This is a genomic window from Enterobacter sp. JJBC (assembly GCF_036936505.1).
Taxonomy (GTDB): domain Bacteria; phylum Pseudomonadota; class Gammaproteobacteria; order Enterobacterales; family Enterobacteriaceae; genus Enterobacter; species Enterobacter hormaechei_C.
In genome coordinates this window covers 1,930,182-1,956,127 of the sequence record NZ_CP136935.1, presented here as the reverse complement: position 1 = coordinate 1,956,127, position 25,946 = coordinate 1,930,182, and the positions used below count along the sequence as shown (strand labels likewise).

The window sequence follows — 25,946 nt, the reverse complement described above, 5'->3', positions numbered from 1 at the left end:
CCCCGCGCCGTGCAATTTTAGAATTTCAGTGCGAGGGCGATATCCTCTTCGCTCTCTTCTTCATCGATAACCGTTGCGGCCTTGTTCGCAATCGCCACGAACGGCATGTAGAGCAGGGTTGCAATCCCGAGGTTGAATATCGCCAGCAGGAAGGCGGCCACGCTACCATTGGTGTTGAAGAACGCGCCCAGACCAGCCGGCATCGTCCACGGCGCAATGTTGGTCACCGGCGGGATAATGCCCAGGTAGTACGCCGTCAGCGTAATCGCGGCCAGCAGCGGCTGAACCAGGATGAAGGGAATGAACATCACCGGGTTCATGATAATTGGCAGACCAAACAGGATCGGCTCGTTAATCTGGAAGATGCCTGACGGCAGGGCCAGCTTCGCAACCTGACGATGGTCAGCGCGGCGAGAGACAATAAAGACCGCGATGATCAGACCCAACGTCGCCCCGGTACCGCCCAGGAAGATATAGGAGTCAAGCATCGGCTTCGCCCACACATGGAAGGTTTTACCGGCCGCCAGCGCCGCATCGACGGAGCCGTACTGCTGGTAAAGCGCGACGTTTTCCAGTGCCCATGGGGTCATAATACCGCTGTCCAGCGCCGCCAGTGCCAGTGAACCATGCACGCCGAAGAACCACAGCAGGGAGGTAAAGATGACATACGCCCAACCGACCACGCTACCCATCGACGCCAGCGGCGTTGAGATAGAGTCCATAATGATCTGGTGGAAGTTAGTTCCCCAGTGAGAGAGCGCCCAGGCAATAATCCCCATGATGGAGAGAATAATGAAGCCCGGAATCAACGCGGAAAATGAACGAGAAACAGAGGCCGGAACGCTATCCGGCAAGCGGATAACCCAGTTACGGCGAATAATGAAGGTGAACATTTCGGCCACCACCAGCCCGATAATAATACCGGAAATGATGTTTGCCCCACCCAGCCAGTTGGCGCCAACGGCATAAGCGTCGCCCACGCTGTACGGTGTGACGGTCATGAACGCGGCAATGGACAGTAAGCCTGCCGCCAGCGGATCCACTTTACGCTCTTCCGCCAGCGCCATTCCAATAAAGAAAGGCGCCATTAGCGACATAATACCCAACGTACCGTTGTATACGTTGCCGCCAATGGCTTTTAAACCATTAAGGGTTTCAATAGTTGAAGCATCTAGCCTAATTCCTAATGAATAAAAAAAGGAACCTTCTCCAAAGCTCAGAAAAACGTTGTTAATTAAAACGAACATTGCCCCGGCTAATGTCAACGGCATTAATTTAATAAAGCCGTTCTTAATGGCATTAACATGAGGCTGCTTTCCTATTTTAACAGCAAAAGGAAGGAGTACCTTTTCAAGTGAAGCGATGACTTTACTCATAGGAAAATACCCTTAAAGGCCGCAACGATCGTTACGGCGTATTGTGTGTGAAATAACTCTTTGACGGGAAAAATAAAAAATTAATTAGCAGCTTTTTTAATCGCCGCAACGGCAGCTTTTAATACACCTAAACCATCAATCTTGCCGTATAAAACGGAATCGATCACTTCGACCGGCTTATTGGGTAGCAGACGTTGAATTTCTGGCAGCATATAAGCGATTTGCGGCCCGAGTAAAATAACGTCTGCTGTCTGGCCCTTCTCGCCCGCCAGCGTTTCCGGAAACGCCTCAATCACCACAGGGACTTCATATTTTTCGGCCTGCGCGCGCATTTTAGAAACCAGCAGCGAAGTGGACATGCCCGCAGAGCAAAACAGATAGATATGTTTCTTTTCCATGATAACTTCCCTCTTGTTTGGCTACCCGCCGTCTCGCTATCACTCGACTCGCTATCCTGGCTGACGGGCAGTGTGCTGAACATTGTTTATCGTTGAAGTGAGTATACGCAATGGTACAGGGAGGGGATAATTCTGGATAGACTGAAATTGTCTCTCATTGACCTGGCTTGTTGACTACCTTCACATTTCAGGCAAATATTTCGCGCCAAGAAATAAGATTCACGTATGCATAAAAAAACCGGCCTTCCGGCCGGTTAGTTAACGCTCTCAGGCAAGCAGGCTTACTGTGCCTTAGGTGCCTGTGGGTCGGTGTCGTATTCGGCACAGGTCTGGTAACCAGAATTGATCACGTGACCCGTATCATCCAGGGCGACAAAGTAGGTCTCTGCCTTACCATCACGTTGACCCAGAATATAGGTCTGGCAGGTACCACGCGCGTGGATCATAGTAACTTCTGAAGAAGGTTTACCGGCAATGGCTGCAACCTGGGAACGCGTCATGCCTTTTTTGACGTCTTTTACCACTGGCTGTGTGAACTGATCTTTGGTGCGATCGTAAGCTGTACACCCTGCCAGCATAGTCAGTACCGCCGCTGCGCTTAAAATTCCTGCTACGTTCTTGTTCATATTCCGTCCTCTTGTTTATCAGCGTGTTAACTAAGCATGGGATAAAAATTACTATTGTTCAACTTTGCGAGTTACGCCAGACGAATTTCGGAAAATTCTAATAAAACAACGGTAAGCTGCTAAATCGCTGTAAAACAGTACACTCAAAACTGTGATCCTTGTCGTTTCCCCGACAAAGGGTTAGTTTTAACAGATCACACTTTCTGTTTGGTTCTGCATAGGGAGGGCGTAATGGCTCTGCAACAAGAAATTATTCAGGCGCTGGGCGCGAAACCTGCGATTGATGCCAATGAAGAGATCCGTCGTAGCGTTGATTTTTTGAAAGCTTACCTGTCTGCACACCCTTTCCTGAAGACGCTGGTGCTGGGTATCAGCGGCGGTCAGGATTCCACTCTGGCCGGCAAGCTGAGCCAGATGGCCATCTCCGAGCTGCGTGACGAGACCGGTGACACCGCGCTGCAATTTATTGCCGTACGTCTGCCGTATGGCGTGCAGGCTGACGAGCAGGACTGTCAGGATGCGATCGCGTTTATTCAGCCGGACCGTGTTCTTACCGTAAACATCAAAGGTTCGGTACTGGCAAGCGAGCAGGCCTTGCGTGAAGCCGGTATTGAACTGAGCGATTTTGTTCGCGGCAACGAGAAAGCCCGTGAGCGCATGAAAGCGCAGTACAGTATCGCAGGGATGACCAAAGGGGTCGTCGTCGGCACCGACCACGCCGCGGAAGCCATCACCGGCTTCTTCACCAAATACGGCGATGGCGGCACGGATATCAACCCCCTCTTCCGCCTGAACAAGCGTCAGGGCAAGCAGCTGCTGGCGGCGCTGGGCTGCCCGGAGCACCTGTATAAGAAGGCGCCAACGGCGGACCTGGAGGACGATCGCCCTTCCCTGCCGGATGAAGCCGCGCTGGGCGTCACATATGACAACATTGATGATTATCTGGAAGGCAAAACGCTCGACGAAGGTACCGCCAAAATTATCGAAGGCTGGTATCTGAAAACCGAGCACAAGCGCCGTCCGCCGATTACGGTGTTTGATGATTTCTGGAAAAAGTAAAAGCAAAACGGTAACTCAGTTTTACAGGCCGGGTAAGGCGTAACCGCCACCCGGCTCTTTTTTAACCACCGAACACCTGCTACACTGTATGCCTGAACAGTATATGGAGCAGTATGTGAGCAGGCGTCAATCCGCCCCGCGTCTTGAGTTTGAAGCGGCGGCTATCTACGAATATCCCGAGCATCTTCGCCCCTGGCTTGAGGCTCTGCCTAAACAGCCTGGCGTCTATTTCTTCCACGGCGACAGCGATACCATGCCGCTCTATATCGGCAAAAGCGTGAATATCCGCAGCCGGGTGATGTCGCACCTGCGTACGCCGGATGAAGCATCGATGCTCAGGCAGTCCCGGCGGATCACCTGGATCGAGACGGCAGGCGAACTGGGCGCGCTTCTGCTCGAAGCCCGGCTCATCAAGGAACAGCAGCCGCTGTTTAACAAACGCCTGCGCCGCAACCGCCAGCTGTGTTCCTTGCAGGTTAACGCAGGAAAACCGCAGGTTGTTTATGCCCGGGAAGTGGATTTTTCGCATGAACCCAATCTTTACGGTCTGTTTGCCAACAAACGTGCCGCACTGCAAACCCTGCAATCCCTGGCTGATGAATTACAGCTTTGTTACGGCCTGTTAGGACTGGAAGCCACCACCCGCGGTCGCGCCTGTTTCCGCTCCGCGCTGAAACGCTGCGCCGGGGCGTGTTGTGGAAAAGAGAGCGTTGAAGAACATCATGCCCGGTTTATGGCGGGCCTGGCCTCTATCAGCGTTAACTGCTGGCCGTGGGAAGGCGCGGTGGCGCTGAAAGAAACCCGCGATGCGATGACGCATTATCACATCATCCGCAACTGGCTCTGGCTTGGCGCCGTTGAAAGTCTGGATGACGCTACCGCCCTGCTGCGCACCCCTGCCGGGTTCGATCAGGATGGTTACAAAATTCTCTGTAAGCCACTATTAACCGGAAAACATGAGATCATCGTCCTCAGTGACCCGGCAGCCAGGTAATTTCACTGAACAGCAGCGACCCCTTCGTTTCCAGTAAACGTAGGGTATGACTGCCCGCTTCCCAGCTGGCACCCTGATCGGCGGTCAGTAATTTGTCGCCCAGTTGCCAGGCGCCACTTAAGACAAAGACCACCCCACCGCGTGACGCGAAGGTAGTGAACGTTCGGGTAGCAACGCGCACCTTTGCCTGGCAGCAATCCCGTCGGGTCATGATGTTGAAGTCCATCGACATCTGCCCCTCTGTGAGCACGGCTTTCACCGCCAGATCGCCCGCAAATCGGTAAGGCTGGTGATGCTTCAGGGTATGACAAAACGCCCTGCCTGCATCCAGGGTCACCTCGCCGCCTTCCAGCAGCGTAATCACCCGGTCAACGCCCGGGAACGCGGAGAATTCGCCGTTACTGGCGATGGAGGCAATACTGGCCCGCCAGAAAAAATCCCGCGTCGCGGGAGGAAAACAGCAAATCTCACGCGTCTCACCCGCACCATTACGCCAGAGACTGACCGGCATTTTACGGATATCAAAGAATTCCATGACCACTCCTGAAGGACGCACCGTGCGCCAGGGCATTTTCACAGACGTATTATCGGCAGCAGTCAGGCCAGACCTTAGGCATGGGATAAAAGAAAAACCGCCGGTCCTGTCCACAGCGTTTTCGCTTTTGTAGACAGGAGCCCGGCGGTCTTAAGAGAGTGAACCGATTATTCGGTTGGTGCAGGCATTTTACCTTCCGGCGCTGCACGTTCTGTCAGACGCTTCTCAAAATTGGCATTAAATTGCTTTTTCTGTTCCGGCGTCAGAATGTTGTAAATCTTGTTCTGGGTTTCCATGTGGGCCAGCATGCGTGCTTTATGCTGCTCGGCCATTTTGTCGATCTGCGCTTCCGCTTTTGCTTTATCGAAGCTGTCGCTGGCAATGATGTCATGCATTGCGCGGCGCTCTTCCAGCGGAGGACGTTTCATCTGGTCACGCTGGCTTTTCATGATGTCGCGGATCTGCTGCTTCTGCGCATCGGTGAGGTTCAGATCTTTAAACATCATCATCTCATGGTGCATACCCGGCTTGCCTTTATGATGCATCATCATTTTGCCTTCCGTCGGCGCGGCGGTAGTGGTCGCGGTATCGGCGGCGAACGCCATGCTGGTAGCGCCCAGAGCCAGGGTAGAGGCAACAAACAGTGCAGTTAATTTACGCATAATGTCTTTCCTTACTTTCAGTTATTCTTCGGCGCTATGCCGTGTTGACGAGATTAACTTTACGGCGTTTATCGTCAATTAGTCAGAGCAACGGTAAAACAATGAAAGTGTAAAAAACAACTTTTCGCCAATTGTGGAGAAATTAAGGAAAAAGCGTGGAGAGATGAAACAAAAATATTCAAAAGGATGATTTTAAAGAGATTATGGAGAAGTATAGCGAAGTGCCGTTTAATAATAAAGCAATTCTCCAGGAATATTCCGCAAACAATACCAGAGCGCTTTTAACGCTAAGAAATTTATTCTTCATTTCCCCTCCGGTCTGCGCGAGGGGAGACGTTCAGGGCATTTTTTCCAGCATCAGACCTGCTCGCAAACCAAACGCGACCGACGGATTAGGAAATAAAACATATTCCGTGGATTTCTGTACCGCATAGCGCGTCTCACCATCTTCCGCCAGCAGGACGCCCTGGCGAAACGGCGTAAAGTTCAGCGTATGGGGTGCCATATGAAGCTGGAAAGCCTCGCTTTGACGCGTGATCTGCTGCACGACCCGATAGCGCACGACGGGTTCCCGGGTGGGTTCCGGCGCAACCCCGGCTAGCAACGCCCGGAGCGCCTGATGCGTAGGGGTAAAACGCGTCAGGTCGTTTTGCCCGAACGGCAGCGCTTTTCCCAGCTCCAGGGTGCAGGATAACGCGCCAACATTCTCGCAGGTGAAGTGGGTAAACGTGCCGCCTGGCGTCTGGTGGAAGACCAGTGCCTCCAGCCCCGCATCGCCAAGCCAGGTCAGAAACGCCTCATCCCACGGCTGATGACGCTGCGGTAACACGCCAAAACGCACATGGTACGAGGCGCGAATGGCCGTATGCAGATCAAGGTGCCAGCGCGTTTCCCCCGCCCCGGCAAAAAACGCCGTGACCACCTTCTCCAGCCATTGCGCGCGAGTCGTCTCATCACTCTGTGGAAACTGCGCCCAGCGACCACCAAACATGCGGTTGATGTCGCTCACGAGATACCGTTTATTTTGCGCCAGCGCAGGCGGATTTCCCAGTACCACCAGCAGACGGCAGTGCAGCGTGATCTCTGCGCGATACAGCGCGCGCAGCAATAGTTCGACAATCTCCACGGGCGCGGTTTCGTTTCCGTGAATGCCGGTAGAAAGCAGCAGCGACAGGTTATATTTCCCCGTCGGCGTGAGTTCAAGCACGCCCGGCCCCAGCCATCGCCAGTGGAACGAAGGGCCTGCCCCCTCTTGCCGCTCCGGTGTCTCTTCGGCCAGCGTCAGCGCCAGTAAGTTTTCCATGTCGTCTCCTTAGCGCTGGAACGGATAAACCGATCCCAGTTGCAGGATGGTTGATAATGCATCCAGCGCTTCGCGGCCTTCGCGCAGCAGCTGCGGATCAACCAGATCGGCCTGAACCAGACGGTCGCGATAATAGCGGTCCACCCAGTCATTGAGAGTATTGAACAGCGTGTCGTTCATCATCACCGCCGGATTCACGGCCTGCAATTCCTCCGGCGTTAACACCACGCGTAGTCGCAGGCACGCCGGTCCCCCGCCGTTGGCCATACTTTCCCGAAGATCAAACACGCGCAGTTCATCAATCGGGTTATCCGCCTGCACCAGTTCGCTGAGATAGCGCCAGACGCCCTGATGGTTTCGGGACTCCTGCGGCAGCACCAGCATCATGCTGCCGTCATCCCGGCTCAGCAGCTGGCTGTTGAACAGATACGTTTCGACCGCGTCCTGCACGCTTACCGCCTGCGTGGGCACCTGAATCGGCATAAATCCCGGCACGCGTTCGCGCAGCGTGGCCAGCAACTTTTCCTGATGGGCAAACGCCTGCTCGTGGCAGAACAGTACCTGACGGTTGGAAACGGCAATGACGTCGTTATGAAACACGCCCTGGTCGATCACCTGCGGATTTTGCTGGGCAAAAATCACCTGAGAAGGATTAACCTGGTTCAGCCGCGCAACCGCCTGGCTTGCGGCTAAGGTTTGTCTCGCCGGATAACGAACCGGCGCGGCGTGGCCGCCCTCTTCCCGTCCATAGATAAACAGCTGCAAACCCGGCTCGCCATAGTCGCCGCCCAGACGGTTGTGGTTTGCCGCCCCTTCATCGCCAAACATCGCGACCTGCGGCAGCGCCGAATGTACCTCGAAATGCGCATCATGATTAAAAATGGCGCGCAGCACGCGCCCGGTGGTCTCCGCTTCGCTGGCGCGGTGGAATTTGTTGTTCAGGTTAGCAACGGTCAGATGCACTTTGCCGTCCAGCGTATCCGCCGACGGCGCAACGGTGGCGGCATTCGCCACCCACATCGAGGAGGCTGAACTGGCTGCGGAAAGCAGGTGTGGCGTCTGCGTGCCTGCTTTTTCCACCACCTGTTCATCCGTACCGCTGAACCCCAGCTGGCGCAGCACGGCCACGTTTGGGCGCTCCTGCGGCGGGATCACCGCCTGCGGGAAACCGGCATCGGACAGCGCCTTCATTTTCAATAGCCCCTGCTTCGCCGCCAGCTTCGGGTTCGAGACCTGGAAACGGTGCTTCGTCGAGGCTTCATTACCGAACGACAGCCCGGCATAGTGGTGCGTCAGCCCCACGAGGCCGTCAAAGTTAACCTCACGCGCTTTCATGGGCGTCACCCTCTGTAAAATCCAGCCCCGGATTCAACGTCTCCGGCAGCGTCAGCGCCGGGGTTTCCAGGCTTGCCATCGGCCACGCGCAGTAATCGGCGGCATACCAGGCGCTGGCGCGATGGTTGCCCGACGCCCCTACGCCACCAAACGGCGCAGTGCTCGCCGCACCGGTCAGCGGTTTGTTCCAGTTCACGATCCCGGCGCGCGCTTCCAGCAGCAGCTGGTCGAATTTCTCGCGATGCGGCGATATCAGGCCGCTCGACAGGCCGTAACGGGTATTGTTGGCCATCTCGATCGCCGACTCAAAATCGTCATAGCGCCAGACGCACAGCAGCGGGCCAAAGACCTCTTTATCCGGCACGTTGCTCGTCGCACTCATCTCAATAATCCCCGGCGTCAGCAGCGACGTGCCCGGCTGAACCAGCTTCGGCTCCAGCAGGGTTTTCGCCCCGCGCGCCACGTGCTCCTGCCACGCTTTCAGTACGTTCAGCGCCGCCTGCCCGGAGATCAGCCCGCCGATAAACGGCTGCGGCTCGGCATCCCATTTCGCGGGAGCCAGACGCGCGCTCACCTCCACCAGACGCTTCAGGAACGCATCCCCCTGCGCGCCGCGCTTAACCAGCAGGCGGCGGGCGCATGTGCAGCGCTGTCCGGCGGTAATGAACGCCGACTGAATGGTCAAGTGGACCGCGGCATCGATATCCTCCGGATCTTCCACAATCAGTGGGTTGTTGCCGCCCATCTCCAGCGCCAGAATTTTTTCCGGTTGCCCCGCCAGCTGACGATGCAGCTGATAGCCCGTTCCGGCACTGCCGGTAAACAGCAGACCGTCAATGTCACTCAGCGCACTCAGCGCCTGACCGGTTTCACGCCCGCCCTGCACCAGATTCAGCACCCCCGGCGGCAGCCCCGCCTGCTCCCAGAGTTTTACCACTGCTTCTCCGGTTAAGGGGGTTAACTCACTCGGCTTGAAGATGACGGTATTCCCCGCCAGCAGCGCAGGCACAATGTGCCCGTTCGGCAGATGCCCGGGGAAGTTATACGGGCCAAACACCGCCAGTACACCGTGCGGACGGTGGCGCAGCGTGGCCGCGCCGTCTGGCATCTCGGTATGCTGCTCGCCGGTGCGGGTATGGTACGCCTTCACCGATATCGCAATTTTGTTGATCATCGCCGTGACTTCGGTGGTTGCCTCCCAGCGCGGCTTACTGGTTTCGCAGGCAATGATGCGGGTCAGCTCGGCTTTATTGGCCTCCAGCAGCGCAGCAAATTTCTCAACCAGCGCCTGGCGCTCGGAGAATGGCCGTTTCGCCCACGCCGGAAACGCGCGGCGTGCAGCCTGACAGGCCTGCTCAACCTGCCCGGCGCTTGCGTCGTTCCCAGACCAGAGCACCTCCTGGCCGACCGGGTTAGTTTTTGTCCGCGCGTCACCTTCGCCCGTAACCCAGTCACCGTTAATCCATAGAGTCATGCTGTTTTCTCCTCAGGGCAGAGCCGCACCAGGCGAACCGTGTCGCCAGCGTTACATTTCAGGGCATCCAGTTGCGCAGCCGTCAGTACCAGACGCTCGCATGATGGGTTGGTTCGCACCAGCATGGCGCGGAAGTTGGTGTAATTCTCGTTCGAGACCAGGCAGGCTGGCCACTCGCCCGGCGCGGGCTGGCCTTCTGAAACCTCAACCAGGCGGCTTTTACGGATGGCGCGAACGCGGTCAATGTCGCATTCCAGCGTCGGGCCGCCGTCGAAGATGTCGACGTAGTTACGGTAGCGAAATCCCTCTTTCTCCAGCACCGCGCGGGCCGGGGCGGTTTGCGGGTGAACTTCGCCGATCACCGCCTGCGCTTCTGGCGTTAGGAAATGGGTATAAATAGGATGCTTCGGCATCAACTCGGCGATAAACGCCTTCTGACCGGTGCCGCACAGGTAATCCGCCCGGCTAAATTCCATGGAGAAGAAGCGTTCGCCCAGACTCTCCCAGAACGGCGAGTAGCCCGTCTCATCAATCACGCCGCGCATCTCCGCGACCACTTTTTCGTTGAAGCGGTCGCGAAAGGCGGCCATAAACATAAAGCGCGATTTGGAGAGCAGATAACCGTTGCCCTCTTTGCGCCAGTCCGGATCGAGAAACAGTGTGCAGAGTTCGCTGGCGCCGGTATGGTCATTACAGAGAAAGAGCGTCGGCAGCGCGTTGTAAACGTTCAGCTCTTTCGAGGCGTGGACCATCGTGCCGACGCGGTAGTTGTACCACGGATCATTAAGCCCGACGGCCACCTCGATAGCGCAAATCCCCGCCACGGTCCCCGTGTCGGTATCTTCCAGCACGAACACATAGCCCTGTTCGCTTTTTGGCAACGTCCCCTGCCAGGTTTGCAGGGCGCGCTCAATGCGCGCCGACAGCGTTTTTTCATCGGCAGGCAGCGAGGTCAGCCCGCCCCCTGTCTTACCGGCAAGCTGCATAAGCCCGGCGAGATCGCCGTGCGCAACGGGACGAATGACCATCATGATGACACCCCGGACTTCACCTGTTCGCAGGCCAGCGCAAAACGATCTAAGCCAGTTCTGACCTCTTCCTCGCTGACGATCAGCGCAGGGGCAAAGCGCACCACGTTAGCACCGGCAATCAGCACCATTACGCCCTGCTTTGCCGCTTCCTGTGAAATCAGCTTCGCTTTGCCGGCAAACTCAGGGGCAAGCTCACAGCCTATTAACAGCCCCAGACCGCGGATCTCTTTGAACAGGCCAGTTTTGCTGTTAATGGCCGTGAGTCGCTCAACAAACCACTGGTGACGCTGCTTCACGCCGTTCAGCACCTCAGGGGTGTTGATGATATCCAGCACCTGTCCGGCGACAGCGGTTGCCAGCGGGTTGCCGCCGTATGTGGTGCCATGAGTGCCCACGGTCATCACGCTGGCGAATTTATCGGTGGTCAGCATCGCCCCCACCGGGAAACCGCCGCCGAGCGCTTTGGCTGTTGAGAGCACATCCGGGGTCACGCCATAGTGCATGTAGGCGTACAGGTCACCCGTGCGGCCCACGCCGGTCTGGACTTCGTCAAAAATCAGGACCGCGTTATGCCGATCGCACAGCTCGCGCAGCCCTTGCAGGAACGCTTTCTGGGCGGGCATGACGCCGCCTTCCCCCTGCATGGGCTCGACAATCACCGCACAGGTGGTGTCGTCAATCAGCTCGCTGGCAGAGTGTAAATCGTTATACGCCGCATGACGGATATCCGGCGGCAGCGGCGCAAAATCCTGAGAATATGAGGGCTGACCGCCCGCACTGACGGTAAACAGCGTGCGGCCATGGAAAGCATTTTTAAAGGCTACGATGCCGCTCTTATGCGCGCCGAATTTATCGTGCGCATATTTGCGCGCCAGCTTCAGCGCCGCTTCGTTCGCTTCCGCGCCGGAGTTACAGAAAAAGACTTTTTCTGCGAAGGTGGCGTCGATCAGCTTCTTCGCCAGACGCAATGCCGGTTCGTTGGTATAACCGTTGCCGGTATGCCAGAATTTCGCCGCCTGGTCATTCAGCGCCTGCCGCAACGCCGGGTTTGCATGCCCCAGCGCATTCACCGCAATCCCACCTGCAAAGTCGATATACTCTTTGCCCTGCTGATCCCACAGGCGAGAGCCTTCCCCACGTACCGGAATAAAAGCCGCCGGAGCGTATACCGGCATCATCCATTCATCGAAATTTTCACGCGTAACTGACAGAGACATAGCGACCTCATCCGGTAAATAAAAGGTTGTTTAAATGTTAAATAATTGAGTGTTTGCACTGTGAATGTAGATTGCAGCGTTCGTGCCAGCCAGCGATAAAAATGCATAAATGGGTTTGGGTAACAGAATATCAATGAGTTACAATATGGAGTTATTCACTTATAATGCATAAATAGTGAATATTTTTACGACAAGCGGCGCTTTGCCGCATGAAAACAAGAAAGAGTATGCAGAGGCCAAATATAATTCTGGAATTGTGATCGCTCGCGAAATTTATCGGTCGTTTACGCCCTGTTCGAGGGCAAAACGCGCCGAAATGGTGCAAATATTGCACCGTTGGCATTATCTGTCGCAGTAATTGGGCGAAGCGGATAACAGACGACGTAAATTCTGCTACCATCCTTGCACTATTCACCTTGTATTGGCAGCGACTATGAAATTTGTCTCTTTTAATATCAACGGCCTGCGTGCCCGCCCTCACCAGCTTGAAGCGATTGTTGAGCAACATCAGCCAGATGTGATCGGCTTGCAGGAGACAAAAGTTCACGACGATATGTTCCCGCTCGAAGAGGTAGCGAAGCTGGGCTATAACGTTTTTTACCACGGTCAGAAAGGCCACTACGGCGTTGCGCTGCTGACCAAAGATACGCCGGTGTCGGTGCGCCGTGGTTTCCCGGGTGACGGTGAAGAGGCGCAGCGCCGCATCATCATGGCGGAAATTCCTTCCGCACTCGGCAATGTGACCGTCATCAACGGCTATTTCCCGCAGGGTGAAAGCCGCGATCATGAAACCAAATTCCCGGCCAAAGCGAAGTTTTATCAGGATCTGCAAAACTACCTGACAACCGAACTCAAAAAAGAAAACCCGGTGCTTATCATGGGCGACATGAATATCAGCCCGACGGATCTGGATATCGGTATTGGCGAAGAGAACCGTAAGCGCTGGCTGCGCACCGGCAAATGCTCTTTCCTGCCGGAGGAGCGCGAGTGGATGGAGCGCCTGCTGGGTTGGGGGCTGGTGGATACTTTCCGCACGGCTAACCCGGAAACGCAGGACCGTTTCTCGTGGTTTGACTACCGCTCTAAAGGCTTCGATGACAACCGGGGCCTGCGTATTGATCTGCTGCTGGCGAGCGCCCCCCTGGCCGAACGCTGCATCGAAACCGGTATCGACTATGACATCCGCAGCATGGAAAAGCCGTCCGACCATGCGCCGGTATGGGCAACGTTCAAGCTGTAAACTTCAGTGAATATTAAAAAAATCAGTCTCCTGTGCGCCCTTCTGGGCGCATTTGTTTTAATTGTTGTTTTGCTTCTACCGGGCATGCTCTCCCTCGACACGCTAAAAATACACCAGCAAACGTTGCTCGCTCGTGTGGAGCAAGCGCCCCTTCAGAGCGCGCTGTTCTATTTTGCGGTTTACGTTCTGCTCTCCGCGCTATCGATCCCCGGAGCCGCGCTTCTGACGCTGCTCGGCGGGGCGCTTTTCAGCCTGTGGGAGGCGACGCTGTTGGTGTCATTTGCCTCGACGCTCGGCGCCACGCTTGCCATGCTCGTCAGCCGTTATCTGCTGCGCGACTGGGTGCAGCGGCGCTTTGCCGCACAGATGACCACGATCGATGCGGGGATGGATCGCGACGGCGCACGCTACCTTTTTGCCCTGCGCCTGATGCCGTTGTTCCCATTTTTTCTGGTTAATTTGCTGATGGGGCTAACCCGTCTCAGGGTGCGTCACTACTGGTGGGTCAGCCAGCTTGCGATGCTGCCTGCCACCGTCATTTATCTGAACGCCGGACGCGAGCTGGGGAAACTCACCTCGCTGCGCGATATTCTGTCGCCGGGACTGCTGTTCGCCTTTACACTATTAGGGTTATTACCGCTGGTCACTCGCTGGCTGTTTTCCCGTTACATCCCTTCGATTAAAAAGTGAGGCATTATGCGCCGGGTGCGTTTTTGCGCGTTTCTGACGAGTCTGCTGCTGGCAACCTCTGCCTTCGCCGCTGAGAGCTGGCAATCCATTCAGCAACAGGCCACCGGGCAGACCGTCTGGTTTAACGCCTGGGGCGGTGACGAGGCCGTTAACCGCTACCTCGACTGGGTAAGCGGCGAGATGAAAACGCACTACGCCATCAACCTGAAGATCGTTCATCTGGCCGATGCCGCCGACGCGGTGAAGCGGATCCAGACGGAGCATGCCGCAGGACGTAGCAGTAACGGGTCGGTGGATCTGCTCTGGGTAAACGGGGAAAACTTCCGCAACCTGAAAGCGGCAAACCTGCTGCTCACCGGCTGGGCGCAAACCCTGCCCAACTGGCGCTACGTCGATACCCGTAAACCGGTAACGGAAGATTTTGCCATCCCGACCGATGGAGCGGAATCCCCATGGGGCGGCGCACAATTAACCTTTATCGCCCGTAAAGCGAGTATGCCGACACCACCAGCAGATCCCCACGCGCTGCTGCTATACGCCCAACAGCACCCTGGCAAGGTGAGCTATCCACGACCGCCGGATTTTACCGGCACGGCGTTTCTGGAACAGCTACTGCTGGCGCTGACCGCCCATCCGGAGGCGATAAAAAACGCGCCAGACAGTACCTTTGCGCAGGTCACCGCGCCGCTGTGGGATTACCTTGATACGCTGCACCCCCTGCTGTGGCGCGAAGGAAACGATTTTCCTCCGTCGCCTGCGCGCATGGATACGCTGCTGGCCAGCGGCAGTCTGAACCTGTCGCTCACCTTTAACCCCGCCCATGCGATGCAAAAGGTGGCGAGCGGTGAACTGCCTGCCGACAGCTACAGTTTCGGCTTTCTCAAAGGCATGATCGGCAACGTCCATTTTGTCGCCATCCCGGCAAACGCCAGCGCGAGCGCAGGTGCGAAAGTGGTGGCGAATTTCCTGCTGTCACCACAGGCGCAGATCCGCAAAGCTAATCCTGCCGTCTGGGGTGACCCGAGCGTGCTGGATGGCGAAAAACTGCTTGCGAAAGCGGCAAAACAGCTTCGCGCCTTTACCCCCTCAGGCACGCCTGATGTGCTTCCCGAACCGCACGCCGCCTGGGTTAACGCCCTGGAGCAGGAATGGCTTCGCCGCTACGGAACCCGCTAAGCGGGCTGGTCTGGGCGGCAATGGCGGTCATCTATCTGCCCCTGCTTCCCGCCAGCGGCATGCTGCTGGCCCCGGCGTTTTCTCCCGGCAACTGGGCGACGCTGTTTGCCGACCCGCAGCTGCCGCAGGCGCTGGCCGCCACGCTGGTGTCAGCGCTTATCGCGACGCTGGGCTCACTGTTTATCGCCCTGACCCTGCTTGCGCTTCTCTGGCCGGGTGAAGGCTGGCAGCGCCTGAGCACCCGTTTGCCGTGGCTCTTAGCCGTGCCGCACGTCGCCTTCGCCACCAGCGCGCTGCTGCTGTTTGCGGAAGGGGGGCAGTTTTACCGGATCTGTACAGTCTGTTCGCCGCAGCTTGACCGCTACGGTATCGGGCTTGGCCTGACGCTTGCGGTCAAAGAGAGTGCGTTCGTTCTGTGGACAATCTACGCCGCGCTGCCTGAAAAGCGCCTCGTACAGCAGAAAATTGTCCTGCATACCTTCGGCTACGGACGAATGCAGGCGCTCAACTGGCTCATCCTCCCGGCAATCGCCCCCGCGCTGGGCGCCGTGATGCTGGCGGTGCTCGCCTGGTCGCTTTCCGTGGTGGATGTGGCGATCGTGCTCGGGCCGGGCAACCCGCCTACGCTGGCGGTGCTGGCCTGGCAGTGGCTCACCCAGGGCGATGCGCAGCAGCAAACCAAGGGAACGCTGCTGTGTCTGGTGTTGCTCCTGCTGCTGGCGGCGCTTGCCGCGGTGGGATACGGCTTCTGGACGGCATGGCGGCGCGCCCAGCCTGACCCCTCCGGGGTACGTCGCGCTTCGCATAGTGCGCTGCCCGCACGGGTGCTGGGCGGGTTACTGCCGCTGTGCGGCGTGCTCTGTGCGCTGGTTCTGCTGATGCTGGCACGCCGGGACGACATCGGCCCCGTCAGCGACAGCCTTTCACTGGGGCTGCTGTCCAGCCTGACAGCGCTGGCCATCCTCATGCTCTGGCTTGAGTGGGGATCCCAGCGCGGCGCGGTGTGGATCTGGCTGCCGCTTGCCCTCCCGGCGCTGCCCCTCGTGTCCGGGCAGTATGCCGTGGCGCTGTGGCTGGGCATCGACGGCCAGTACGCTGCGGTGCTCTGGAGCCATATGCTATGGGTTCTCCCGTGGATGCTCCTGGTGCTACAACCGGCCTGGCGCCGGCTCGATCCCCGGCTTATCCTCACTGCCAGAACGCTGGGCTGGCGGCGGGCGAAAATTTTCTGGCTAGTGAAATGCCCATTGATGGTTCGTCCGGCCCTGCTGGCCTTTGCCACCGGCTTTTCCGTGAGCATGGCCCAGTACATGCCTACCCTCTGGCTGGGGGCGGGACGTTTCACCACCGTGACGACGGAGGCGGTCGCCCTCAGCAGCGGCGGCAGCATTCCGATCCTCGCCAGCCGGGCGCTGGGTCTGTTGTTGTTGACCAGCAGCGTATTTGCACTTGCCGCGCTGCTCTCCCGGCTCGTGGGCCGTCACAGACAAGGATTACGTTAATGCTGACCGTGAAAAATCTCACCATTGCGCCGCTCTTCCGTGAGGTCAACTTCCGCGTCCCGGCGGGGGAGATTGTCACGCTGATGGGGCCCTCCGGGAGCGGGAAATCGACCCTTTTCGCCTGGATGGTGGGGGCGTTATCCGCTGATTTTAAGGCGCACGGCGAGCTATGGCTGAACGATCGCCGCTGCGATATGCTCCCCGTGGAAACGCGCGGGATCGGCATTCTGTTTCAGGATGCCCTGCTGTTTGACGCCTTCAGCGTGGGGCAAAACCTGATGCTGGCGCTGCCGGCGCACATCGTCGGGCGCGCCCGCCGCAACGCGGTCGAGCAGGCCCTGGAGACTGCCGGGCTGGCAAACCACTACACCAGCGATCCGGCGACCCTTTCCGGCGGCGAGCGCGCCAGGGTCAGCCTGTTGCGCGCCCTTCTCGCCCAGCCGCAGGCATTGCTGCTCGACGAGCCGTTCAGTCGACTGGATAAAACGCTGCGCGCCTCATTCCGGGCGTGGGTATTCGAGGTCACTCGCCAGCGCAGGATCCCGGTGGTGCTGGTCACGCATGATGAGGACGATATTCCGCCCGGCGGCGAGGTGATTGAGATTTCTCGCTGGCAATAATGTGCTAACGCAATGTTTTTGGCTTCAGGAGAGACGACAATGCCCCCCTCTTTTAATGACGTCAGGTTTTTCGATGAAACGTGTTTCTCAACTGACCGCGCTGGCCCTGATCTGCGGCCTCGCCTCACTCTCCTCCACGGCGGCTGATATGCCCCACTCCCTCACGCTGGCTCAGCTTCAGACGCAAAATGGCGCGGTAATTGATACGCGCATCAGTGCGTTCTATAACGGCTGGCCGCAGACCCTGAGCGGAACGTCCGGGCACGAGCCCGCCGCACTTAATCTCTCTGCCAGCTGGCTTGGGGCAATGAGCGATGAACAGCTCAGCGGCTGGGCAAAACAGCATCGGCTTACGCCAGACATGCCGGTTGCGCTCTATGGCAACGATAATGACAACCAGACCGTCAAAACACGGCTGGAGAAAGCGGGCTTTACCCACGTCTCCACCCTGAGCGATGCCCTGCAACAATCCGACCGTCTGCAACGTCTGGCGCATTTCGAACAGCTGGTTTATCCGCAGTGGATCCGCCAGTTGCAGCAGGGCAAACCCGTTACCGCCGCACCAGCCGGAGAGTGGAAGGTGATCGAGGCTGGCTGGGGTACGCCGAAGCTTTATCTCCTGAGCCACATTCCCGACGCGGGCTATATCGACACCAATGAAGTGGAAAGCGAACCGCTGTGGAATAAGGTCTCTGACGAAAAGCTGAAAGCGATGCTGGCGAAGCACGGGATCCGTCACGATACCACCGTCATTCTGTACGGTCGCGACGTGTATGCCGCCGCGCGCGTGGCGCAGATCATGCTCTACGCGGGCGTGAGGGATGTACGGATTCTGGATGGCGGCTGGAAGGCGTGGTCCGACGCCAGCCTGCCCCTTGAGCGCGGAACGCCTGCAAACGTGAAGCCAGCCCCTGATTTTGGCGCGCCGATCCCGGGCCAGCCGCAGCTGATGGTGGATATGGAGCAGGCCCGGGGAATGCTGCACCGTCAGGACGCGTCGCTGGTGAGCATTCGTTCCTGGCCAGAGTTTATCGGTGAAACCAGCGGCTACAGCTATATCAAGCCAAAAGGTGAAATTGCCGGTGCGCGTTGGGGCCATGCGGGCAGCGACGCGACCCACATGGAAGATTTCCACAATCCGGATGGCACCATGCGCAGCGCCGATGATATTGCCGCCATGTGGAAAACGTGGAATATCCTGCCGGAGCAGCACGTTGCGTATTACTGTGGTACCGGCTGGCGCGCGTCTGAAGCCTTTATGTACGCCCGCGCCATGGGCTGGCAGAACGTTGCCGTCTACGACGGCGGCTGGTACGAATGGAGCAGCCATCCGCAGAACCCGGTCTCCACCGGGGAGCGCGGACCGGAGAGCGCACGCTAGCGGGGAAGTGACTTCAGCGTGATATAACCGCTCCAGATGCGCGTTGTGGTGGTCAGCCAGCACAACGCGCCAAACACCCATGCAAAGAGCGCGAAATGCGCCGGAAACAGGCTGCACAGCACAAACAGCGCGATGGTCTCTGTTCCTTCCGTTAATCCTCCAATGTAATAAAGCGACTTGTGCGCATAGCCGGGGTTGTCGATATCATGCTTCCCCGCCAGCGCGGCAAAGGCCAGAAAACTGCTGCCCGTCCCCATAAACGCGAAAAGCAGCCAGGCGGCGGCGATCGCATTATCAGCCGGAGCGGCCAGCGCAAAACCAAACGGCACCAGGGCGTAAAACAGGAAGTCGAGGGCGATATCAAGAAATCCTCCCGCGTCCGTCAGGCCACGGCGACGCGCCAGCGCGCCGTCCAGACCATCCAGCAGCCGGTTCAGCACAATGGCGATCAGCGCCGCCGGATACCAGCCCAGCGCCAGAAAAGGTAACGCCAGCACGCCAATCGCAAACCCGGCGAGCGTTAAGCCATCAGGCGTGATAAACGGTTTATCCAGCGCGGCGGCCAGCTGATTTAACCCGGGTTTCAGCCGGGGGTGCAGATGTTTATCCAGCATGTGGTTTACCTTTAAACGTGGCGCACAGCCCCTGAGTCGGGATATCCAGCGCGGCGTTAAAGCGGGCGGAAAGATTCTGAAAGGCAATCAGAGCCGTCATTTCGGTGATGGTCTCTTCCGTAAAGTGGCGCTTCAGCAGGCTTTTGATATTTTCATCCACCTTAGGCGGCGTGGCGGTGACCGCTTCCGCATAGGCCAGCGCCGCGCGCTCCTCTTCGCTGAACAGGGTGGAATTTTGCCAGTCGCTGACGGCCTGCACTTTATCCAGCGCCCCGCTCCGCTCGGCCAGACGCAGGCTGTTGGCATCAATACAAAATGCGCAGTGGCAGATCTGCGAGACCCGCGTCATTAGTAGCGATCGGAGAACCGGGGTCAAACGCGCCTTGCGCCGCTCCAGATAGCCGACAAACAGCGCCACCAGCCAGAAAAGACGCGGCATACGCCCCCACCAGCGAGTGGGGTTCAGCACCGCGCCGAAGTGTTTTTTCTGCATGGCGGCGATGGGGCTAAGGCTGACGGGAAGGGTTTCCATGGGCGCAACCCAGGCGGATATCTCTTTCACCTGATTCTCCTGATGACTGGACTCTTTGGAAGGGCACGATAATATGTCGTTTTTCGCTATTAATTATTGACGAACATGCTGAAAACACTCGATGTGGTTGCGGCCATCCTCGAAAATGAGGGCAAGATTTTGCTGGCGCAGCGTCCCGAACATGCCGATCAGCCAGGAATGTGGGAATTTGCGGGCGGGAAGGTTGAAGCCGGTGAGACCCAGCCGGAAGCGCTGATCCGCGAACTGCGCGAAGAGCTCGGCATTGAGGCCGTGCCCGCGCGGTATGTGGCAAGCCACCAGCGGGAGGTGTCGCAGCGGCTGATTCACCTCCACGCCTGGCATGTGCCTGAATTTAGCGGTGAGCTGAAGGCGCATTATCACTCGGCGTTGGTATGGTGTACGCCAGAAGACGCGTTCACGTATGATTTAGCCCCGGCGGATATACCGCTGCTGGAAGCGTTTATTCTTTTACGCGACGCCAGACCAGCGGGTTTGTACTGAGGGTGCGTTCATCACGCTGGCACTGCAACAGCACGCCATCCGCCCTGACCACTGCGCCTTCGGAATAGTTTTGATCCTGATAGATACAGCACTGATTACACGGCTGCGCACGCTGGCCGCCAGCGCTAAAGACCTCTGGCGGCACGTTAACCTCGACATCCGGGCGAATGCGATCAGCCTGTGCCCCGGCGGACACCATCAAACATAACGCGGCCATTGCGTAACGGTTCATAGACTTTGTTTCCTTTGCATCGTTTATATCTATAACGGTCGATCCGGACGGGATCTTTAATGTATCTCGTCATCGCTTTTAGTTATGACGCGCGCCCTGTCATTAATTTCCCTTGCAGCATAAATTTCTGCTTGCCTCTCAAAGCGGTGCGGGTGGTATAGTCAAAAAAACGACACAAAACATCTCCGCCACACGCATAAATTATTATAAGAGGTTCTTATATCTATGGATCAGACACGCTCTCTGGAAAGCTTTCTTGCCCATGTTCAGCAGCGCGACCCGCACCAAAGCGAGTTTGCCCAGGCCGTTCGTGAAGTCATGACCACCCTGTGGCCCTTCCTTGAGGAAAATCCGCGCTACCGCCAGATGGCGCTGCTTGAACGTCTGGTAGAGCCAGAGCGCGTCATCCAGTTCCGCGTGGCGTGGGTGGACGATCGCAATCAGGTGCAGGTCAACCGCGCATGGCGCGTGCAGTTTAACTCCGCCATTGGGCCGTTTAAGGGCGGGATGCGCTTCCATCCTTCGGTGAACCTGTCGATTCTGAAGTTCCTCGGCTTCGAGCAGACCTTTAAAAATGCGCTCACTACCCTGCCGATGGGCGGCGGTAAAGGCGGGAGTGATTTCGATCCGAAAGGCAAGAGCGAAGGCGAAGTGATGCGCTTCTGCCAGGCGCTGGTCACTGAACTCTATCGCCACCTTGGGCCCGACACCGACGTTCCCGCCGGAGATATCGGCGTGGGGGGGCGTGAAGTGGGCTTTATGGCCGGGATGATGAAAAAGCTCTCCAACAACAGCGCCTGCGTCTTTACCGGCAAAGGTCTGTCGTTTGGCGGTAGCCTGATTCGCCCGGAAGCGACGGGTTACGGTCTGGTCTATTTCACTGAAGCGATGCTTAAGCGTCACGGGCTGAGCTTCGAGGGGATGCGCGTGGCGGTCTCCGGCTCCGGCAACGTGGCGCAGTACGCTATCGAGAAAGCGATGGCGTTTGGCGCGCGCGTGGTGACCGCCTCCGACTCCAGCGGCACCGTAGTGGATGAAGCTGGCTTTACGGCAGAAAAACTGGCGCGTCTGTGCGAAATCAAAGCCAGCCGTGACGGTCGGGTAGCGGATTATGCCCGTGAGTTTGGCCTGACCTATCTGGAAGGTAAACAGCCGTGGGGCGTGCCGGTGGATATCGCCCTGCCGTGCGCGACGCAAAACGAACTGGACGTGGATGCCGCCCGGACGCTGATTAGCAATGGCGTGAAAGCGGTAGCGGAAGGGGCAAATATGCCCACCACCATTGAAGCGACCGATCTGTTCCTGGACGCGGGCGTACTATTTGCACCAGGCAAGGCGGCGAACGCTGGCGGCGTGGCAACATCCGGTCTGGAAATGGCGCAAAACGCCGCGAGAATGAGCTGGAAGGCTGAGAAAGTGAATGCCCGTCTGCACCACATCATGCTCGATATTCATCACGCCTGCGTGGAGTATGGCGGCGAGGCGTCTCAAACCAACTACGTGCGCGGGGCGAATATCGCCGGGTTCGTGAAGGTGGCCGATGCGATGATTGGGCAGGGTGTGATTTAAGGTTTATATCGTGCGGCCGGGTGCCCTCACCCCGGCCCTCTCCCATAGGGAGAGGGTGAAAACCGGGCGTATCAGGCCGCGCTTTTCTTCTTTTTAAACGGTTTCTTCGCACCCGCGCCTGGTGCAACCATCCCTCTGAAGCGCTTCACCGGCGTGCTGCGCGCCTGATCGATCAGCTGGTAAAGCGTCCCCACCAGCGGCTGCATAAAGTCCTGATAGCGGCACTGCTTCTCGCTAATCTGCGTCAGCACCGATTCCCAGTGCGCGGTCATGTCCGGCCTGGCGGCCAGCTCCGGCAGGGAATGAATCAGCGCGCGCCCCGGCTCGGTCGAATGGATATAGCGCCCCTTTTTCTCAAGAAAACCGCGCTTAAAGAGCAGCTCGATGATCCCCGCGCGGGTTGCTTCCGTACCCAGACCGTCGGTGGCGCGCAGGATCTTCTTCAGATCTTTATCCTGCACAAAACGGGCGATCCCGGTCATGGCCGAAAGCAGCGTCGCATCGGTGAAGTGGCGCGGCGGCTGGGTCTGTCGTTCAACCACCTCCCCCTTCTCGCACAGCAGTTCGTCGCCTTTGGCCACGACCGGCAGCGGCGTACCGTCGTTCTCTTCGTCACGCTCTTTGTTGCCGAGCAGCGTGCGCCAGCCCGCTTCCGCGAGGAAACGCGCTTTGGCGATAAATTTGCCTTTGGCAATGTCCAGTTCGATAACGCACTTGCGGAACACCGCGTCCGGGCAGAACTGCATCAGATACTGACGCGCGATCAGGTTATAGACTTTTGCTTCGTTGTCGGTCAGGTTGACGTTGCTGGTGCGCGCCGTCGGGATTATCGCGTGGTGGGCATCGACTTTTTTATCGTCCCAGCAGCGGTTATGGGTATCCGGGTTTACCGCCGGTTGCGGCAACAGATCCGGCGCATGGACACCAATGGCGTTCATCACCGAGTGGCGTCCGGCGAAGTGTTCCTCCGGCAGATAGCGGCTGTCCGAACGCGGATAGGTGATCAGCTTGTGGGTTTCATAGAGCTTCTGGCAGATATCGAGCACGTTCTGCGCGCTCAGGCCAAACTTTTTCGCGGCCTCGATCTGCAACGCCGAAAGGGAGAACGGCAGCGGTGCGGGCTCTGATTCCCGTTTGTCGTTATAGCTGGTGACTATCGCGGGTTGGCCGGTAATGCGGTTAACCACGTGCTCCGCCAGCGGACGATGCAGCAGCCGTCCCTCTTCGTCCTGATATGACTCACAGGCATCGCTCGGCTGCCAGACGGCGGTAAAGCGTTCGTCTTTCAGCGTGACGATATGCGCTTTGACTTCGAAGAAGTCTTTGGCGACGAAATTTTCGATCTCTTCGTCGCGACGCACCACCAGCCCCAGCACCGGGGTTTGAACACGCCCAACAGAGAGTACGCCCTGATAGCCCGCATTGCGTCCCAGGATGGTGTAGGCGCGGGTCATGTTGATCCCGTACAGCCAGTCCGCGCGGGCACGTGCCAGCGCGGACACACACAGGGGAATAAATTCGCTGTTGGCGCGCAGGCGCGAAATCGCGCGCTCCACCGCCTGCGGGTTAAGGTCGTTGATCAGGCAGCGCTGCACCTGCTGACGCTTTTCCGGCGCCAGCTCCAGGTAGTCCAGCACTTCATCGACCAGCAGTTGCCCTTCCCTGTCCGGGTCACCCGCGTGGACCACTTCCGTCGCCTCATGCAGGAAACGCTTAATGACGTTGAGCTGTTTGGTGACGGAAGGACGCGGTTGCAGACGCCACTTTTCCGGCACAATCGGCAGATCGTTGAGATTCCAGCGGGCGTAGCGGCTGTCGTAGACATCCGGCTGCGCCTGTTCAAGCAGGTGACCGATACACCAGGTGACCACCTGCCCGTTACCGCATTCGATAAAGCCATCACCTTTGCGATGCGGCTTGGGCAGCACGTCGGCGATGGCTCGCGCCAGACTCGGCTTTTCGGCAATAAACAACCGCATCGAATTAACGGATCTCAATCATCGGGCGGCCACCGCGGGCGGTCACCAGCTCGCCAATGGCCGTCAGGGTGATGCCAAACTCGGCAGCCGTCGCCTGAACGTCAGCTTCAGCTTCCGGCGTCACCGCCAGCAGCAGACCGCCGGAGGTTTGCGGATCGCACAGCAGGTTACGCCATGCTTCCGGCATTTCGCCCATTAAATGGCCGTAGCTGGCGAAGTTGCGCTGCGTCCCGCCCGGCACCGCGCCCTGAGCAATGTACTCTTCCACGCCCGGCAGTTTCGGCACATCCTGATACCAGATCTGCGCCTGCACGCCCGCGCCCTGACACACTTCAGAGAGGTGCCCCAGCAGACCAAATCCGGTCACGTCGGTCATGGCCTTCACGCCGTCGATATTGGCGAATGCCGCACCGGCGAGGTTCATCTGACACATCACTTCCGTTGCCAGACCGATATGCTCGGGCTTCAGCAGGGATTTCTTCTCGGCAGTGGTCAGTACGCCAATGCCCAGCGGCTTGGTGAGGAACAGTTTGCAGCCCGGTTGCGCCGTGCTGTTGCGCTTCACGCGTTCGGTGGGCACCACGCCGGTGACGGCCAGGCCGAAGATCGGCTCCGGCGCATCGATAGAGTGACCACCGGCCAGGGCAATACCCGCCTGCTGGCAGGCAAAGCGTCCGCCTTCGATCACGTCGCGGGCAATCTCAGGCGGGAGGTTGTTAATCGGCCAGCCCAGAATGGCGATCGCCATGATCGGTTTACCGCCCATCGCAAAGATATCGCTGATGGCGTTGGTGGCCGCAATGCGTCCGAAGTCGAATGGGTTGTCGACAATCGGCATAAAAAAGTCAGTGGTGCTGATAATGCTGGTGCCGTTACCTAAGTCATAAACCGCTGCATCGTCACGCGTTTCGTTACCGACAAGCAGGTTCGGGTCGACAAACTTCGCCTGCTCACTGTGCAGGATGGTCTCCAGCACTTTCGGGGAAATTTTACAACCGCAACCGGCTCCGTGGCTGTATTGCGTTAAACGAATGGTTTGCTCGCTCATGGACGTCTCCTGTCATCTCAATCGCGCTATGGTAGCGCTCATTCCATAAAGAGGTAAGTATGACTGTCTGAATTCTGCGGCGGATGCTCAGAATCCAGACAGTTTAGCGCGGGTAATTAAAAACGGCTGACGAAAGGCGTGGTGTCCGGCACGCTGATGGTGCTGGAGGCTTTAAGCTGCGGGGTGCCGAGATAGAGGAAGCCGACAATTTTATCGTGCTCGCCACAGGCAAAGCCATCACGCACGACCGAACTTTCGGTCAGCGGTCCGGTGCGCCAGATGCCATTGAAGCCCTGCGCGACGGCGGCCATTTGCATTGCCATTACCGCGCAACCGGCAGACATCTCCTGCTCCCAGACCGGCACTTTATGATCGGCCTGGCATTTTGCGACTACCGCGATGATCATCGGCGCACGGAATGGCGCGTTGCGGGCTTTATCAATCCCCTTCTCATCCTGGCCTGCGGCAACAGCCCCCTGCTCCAGCAGCTGGCTGAAGCGGCCGCGCCCTTCGCCTTCAATAATAAAGAAGTGCCACGGCTGCAATGTGCCATGGTCCGGCGCACGCATTCCGGCACGCAGAATGTTTTCCAGCTGCTCGCCGACGGGTGCCGGTTCGGCCAGGCGGGAAGCGCTACGACGGTTAACAAGCAGTTCAAGTGCGTCCATTGGTTAACTCCTTTCATGAAATTTACTCACAAAATTAACACGACAGCAGATTTTGTTACAGCGTGGCAGGCGATTCCTGCTGACAAGTGGCGGTTGGGTCATTACGATAACCGCACATTACCGTCCCGTGGCGACGGAAACAGTCCTTTTCTGGTTAGGGAGA

The 25,946-nt window shown here is 57.9% G+C and carries 26 protein-coding genes; 10 read left to right on the top strand and 16 right to left on the bottom strand.

All coding sequences use genetic code 11. From position 1 onward, the window contains the following. Positions 1 to 17: 17 nt before the first annotated feature. The 3 genes from chbC to osmE form a co-directional block, all read right to left on the bottom strand. Positions 18 to 1,376 carry a PTS N,N'-diacetylchitobiose transporter subunit IIC gene (chbC, locus tag RY075_RS09415; RefSeq protein WP_017384664.1) on the bottom strand — a complete coding sequence of 453 codons (1,359 nt, stop codon included), beginning with the start codon at positions 1,374 to 1,376 and terminating at the stop codon, positions 18 to 20. A gap of 80 nt (positions 1,377 to 1,456) precedes the next feature. Next, positions 1,457 to 1,774, bottom strand: coding sequence for a PTS N,N'-diacetylchitobiose transporter subunit IIB (gene chbB, locus RY075_RS09410; protein ID WP_015570750.1), 318 nt, complete (start codon positions 1,772 to 1,774; stop codon positions 1,457 to 1,459). A 281-nt stretch (positions 1,775 to 2,055) separates the two neighbouring features. Continuing rightward, positions 2,056 to 2,400, bottom strand: a complete 345-nt coding sequence (gene osmE, locus RY075_RS09405; RefSeq protein ID WP_003857836.1) for an osmotically-inducible lipoprotein OsmE — start codon at positions 2,398 to 2,400, stop codon at positions 2,056 to 2,058. Positions 2,401 to 2,631: 231 nt separating this feature from the next. Between osmE and nadE the strand changes: the two genes are divergently transcribed. Beyond that, a complete protein-coding gene (gene nadE, locus RY075_RS09400) occupies positions 2,632 to 3,459 on the top strand; it encodes an ammonia-dependent NAD(+) synthetase (RefSeq protein WP_003857837.1) in 828 nt (275 codons plus the stop codon). Positions 3,460 to 3,574: 115 nt separating this feature from the next. Beyond that, positions 3,575 to 4,453 carry an excinuclease Cho gene (cho, locus tag RY075_RS09395; protein WP_057979962.1) on the top strand — a complete coding sequence of 293 codons (879 nt, stop codon included), beginning with the start codon at positions 3,575 to 3,577 and terminating at the stop codon, positions 4,451 to 4,453. On the opposite strand, the gene ves is transcribed toward cho, so the two are convergent. The 7 genes from ves to RY075_RS09360 form a co-directional block, all read right to left on the bottom strand. Beyond that, positions 4,431 to 4,988, bottom strand: coding sequence for an environmental stress-induced protein Ves (ves, locus tag RY075_RS09390; RefSeq protein WP_022650891.1), 558 nt, complete (start codon positions 4,986 to 4,988; stop codon positions 4,431 to 4,433). The genes cho and ves overlap by 23 nt on opposite strands. Positions 4,989 to 5,155: 167 nt before the next feature. Then, a complete protein-coding gene (gene spy, locus RY075_RS09385; RefSeq protein ID WP_015570753.1) occupies positions 5,156 to 5,650 on the bottom strand; it encodes an ATP-independent periplasmic protein-refolding chaperone Spy in 495 nt (164 codons plus the stop codon). 337 nt (positions 5,651 to 5,987) lie between these two features. Further along, complete coding sequence (astE, locus tag RY075_RS09380; RefSeq protein ID WP_022650890.1) at positions 5,988 to 6,953, bottom strand: succinylglutamate desuccinylase; 966 nt, start codon at positions 6,951 to 6,953, stop codon at positions 5,988 to 5,990. 9 nt (positions 6,954 to 6,962) lie between these two features. Continuing rightward, positions 6,963 to 8,288 (bottom strand): N-succinylarginine dihydrolase, encoded by a 1,326-nt coding sequence (astB, locus tag RY075_RS09375; protein WP_045897545.1) that lies wholly within the window; start codon positions 8,286 to 8,288, stop codon positions 6,963 to 6,965. Beyond that, complete coding sequence (gene astD, locus RY075_RS09370) at positions 8,275 to 9,762, bottom strand: succinylglutamate-semialdehyde dehydrogenase (RefSeq protein WP_126814538.1); 1,488 nt, start codon at positions 9,760 to 9,762, stop codon at positions 8,275 to 8,277. Before astD ends, astB begins: the two co-directional genes overlap by 14 nt. Further along, positions 9,759 to 10,793, bottom strand: a complete 1,035-nt coding sequence (gene astA / locus RY075_RS09365; RefSeq protein WP_022650887.1) for an arginine N-succinyltransferase — start codon at positions 10,791 to 10,793, stop codon at positions 9,759 to 9,761. Before astA ends, astD begins: the two co-directional genes overlap by 4 nt. Further along, complete coding sequence (locus RY075_RS09360) at positions 10,790 to 12,010, bottom strand: aspartate aminotransferase family protein (RefSeq protein WP_232967704.1); 1,221 nt, start codon at positions 12,008 to 12,010, stop codon at positions 10,790 to 10,792. Before RY075_RS09360 ends, astA begins: the two co-directional genes overlap by 4 nt. A gap of 433 nt (positions 12,011 to 12,443) precedes the next feature. Between RY075_RS09360 and xthA the strand changes: the two genes are divergently transcribed. The 6 genes from xthA to RY075_RS09330 all read left to right on the top strand — a co-directional run bounded on the left by xthA (position 12,444) and on the right by RY075_RS09330 (position 18,619). Further along, positions 12,444 to 13,250, top strand: coding sequence for an exodeoxyribonuclease III (gene xthA / locus RY075_RS09355; RefSeq protein WP_022650885.1), 807 nt, complete (start codon positions 12,444 to 12,446; stop codon positions 13,248 to 13,250). Positions 13,251 to 13,256: 6 nt separating this feature from the next. Next, positions 13,257 to 13,940 (top strand): TVP38/TMEM64 family protein, encoded by a 684-nt coding sequence (locus tag RY075_RS09350; protein WP_276191500.1) that lies wholly within the window; start codon positions 13,257 to 13,259, stop codon positions 13,938 to 13,940. 15 nt (positions 13,941 to 13,955) lie between these two features. Further along, the gene (locus RY075_RS09345) at positions 13,956 to 15,116 is read left to right on the top strand and encodes an ABC transporter substrate-binding protein (protein WP_232967718.1); all 1,161 of its coding nucleotides are present in this window, start codon (positions 13,956 to 13,958) and stop codon (positions 15,114 to 15,116) included. Then, complete coding sequence (locus tag RY075_RS09340) at positions 15,089 to 16,618, top strand: ABC transporter permease subunit (protein WP_047653636.1); 1,530 nt, start codon at positions 15,089 to 15,091, stop codon at positions 16,616 to 16,618. The genes RY075_RS09345 and RY075_RS09340 overlap by 28 nt, the downstream gene beginning before the upstream one ends. After that, complete coding sequence (locus RY075_RS09335; RefSeq protein ID WP_047653638.1) at positions 16,618 to 17,238, top strand: ATP-binding cassette domain-containing protein; 621 nt, start codon at positions 16,618 to 16,620, stop codon at positions 17,236 to 17,238. The genes RY075_RS09340 and RY075_RS09335 overlap by 1 nt, the downstream gene beginning before the upstream one ends. Positions 17,239 to 17,311: 73 nt before the next feature. Next, a complete protein-coding gene (locus RY075_RS09330) occupies positions 17,312 to 18,619 on the top strand; it encodes a sulfurtransferase (protein WP_232967703.1) in 1,308 nt (435 codons plus the stop codon). On the opposite strand, the gene RY075_RS09325 is transcribed toward RY075_RS09330, so the two are convergent. Continuing rightward, a complete protein-coding gene (locus RY075_RS09325) occupies positions 18,616 to 19,233 on the bottom strand; it encodes a CDP-alcohol phosphatidyltransferase family protein (RefSeq protein WP_022650879.1) in 618 nt (205 codons plus the stop codon). The two genes, RY075_RS09330 and RY075_RS09325, sit on opposite strands and share 4 nt — an antisense overlap. Then, the gene (locus RY075_RS09320) at positions 19,223 to 19,795 is read right to left on the bottom strand and encodes a carboxymuconolactone decarboxylase family protein (RefSeq protein ID WP_047653640.1); all 573 of its coding nucleotides are present in this window, start codon (positions 19,793 to 19,795) and stop codon (positions 19,223 to 19,225) included. Before RY075_RS09320 ends, RY075_RS09325 begins: the two co-directional genes overlap by 11 nt. A 75-nt stretch (positions 19,796 to 19,870) precedes the next feature. Here RY075_RS09320 and RY075_RS09315 point away from each other — a divergent pair, with 75 nt between their 5' ends. Then, a complete protein-coding gene (locus RY075_RS09315) occupies positions 19,871 to 20,287 on the top strand; it encodes a pyrimidine (deoxy)nucleoside triphosphate diphosphatase (RefSeq protein ID WP_023315911.1) in 417 nt (138 codons plus the stop codon). Here RY075_RS09315 and RY075_RS09310 read toward each other — a convergent pair. Then, on the bottom strand, positions 20,247 to 20,519 hold the full coding sequence (locus RY075_RS09310) for a YnjH family protein (RefSeq protein ID WP_003857857.1): 273 nt from the start codon (positions 20,517 to 20,519) through the stop codon (positions 20,247 to 20,249). The genes RY075_RS09315 and RY075_RS09310 overlap by 41 nt on opposite strands. 225 nt (positions 20,520 to 20,744) lie before the next feature. Between RY075_RS09310 and gdhA the strand changes: the two genes are divergently transcribed. Beyond that, the gene (gdhA, locus tag RY075_RS09305; RefSeq protein WP_302378133.1) at positions 20,745 to 22,088 is read left to right on the top strand and encodes an NADP-specific glutamate dehydrogenase; all 1,344 of its coding nucleotides are present in this window, start codon (positions 20,745 to 20,747) and stop codon (positions 22,086 to 22,088) included. Positions 22,089 to 22,159: 71 nt separating this feature from the next. Here the strand turns inward: gdhA and RY075_RS09300 are convergent, their stop codons facing one another. The 3 genes from RY075_RS09300 to RY075_RS09290 all read right to left on the bottom strand — a co-directional run bounded on the left by RY075_RS09300 (position 22,160) and on the right by RY075_RS09290 (position 25,783). Continuing rightward, positions 22,160 to 24,067 carry a DNA topoisomerase III gene (locus RY075_RS09300; RefSeq protein WP_338628482.1) on the bottom strand — a complete coding sequence of 636 codons (1,908 nt, stop codon included), beginning with the start codon at positions 24,065 to 24,067 and terminating at the stop codon, positions 22,160 to 22,162. Positions 24,068 to 24,071: 4 nt separating this feature from the next. Next, the gene (gene selD, locus RY075_RS09295; RefSeq protein ID WP_045350495.1) at positions 24,072 to 25,115 is read right to left on the bottom strand and encodes a selenide, water dikinase SelD; all 1,044 of its coding nucleotides are present in this window, start codon (positions 25,113 to 25,115) and stop codon (positions 24,072 to 24,074) included. Positions 25,116 to 25,231: 116 nt separating this feature from the next. Then, positions 25,232 to 25,783: an NAD(P)H nitroreductase gene (locus RY075_RS09290; protein WP_023324479.1), complete on the bottom strand. Its 552-nt coding sequence runs from the start codon at positions 25,781 to 25,783 to the stop codon at positions 25,232 to 25,234. Positions 25,784 to 25,946 lie beyond the last annotated feature (163 nt).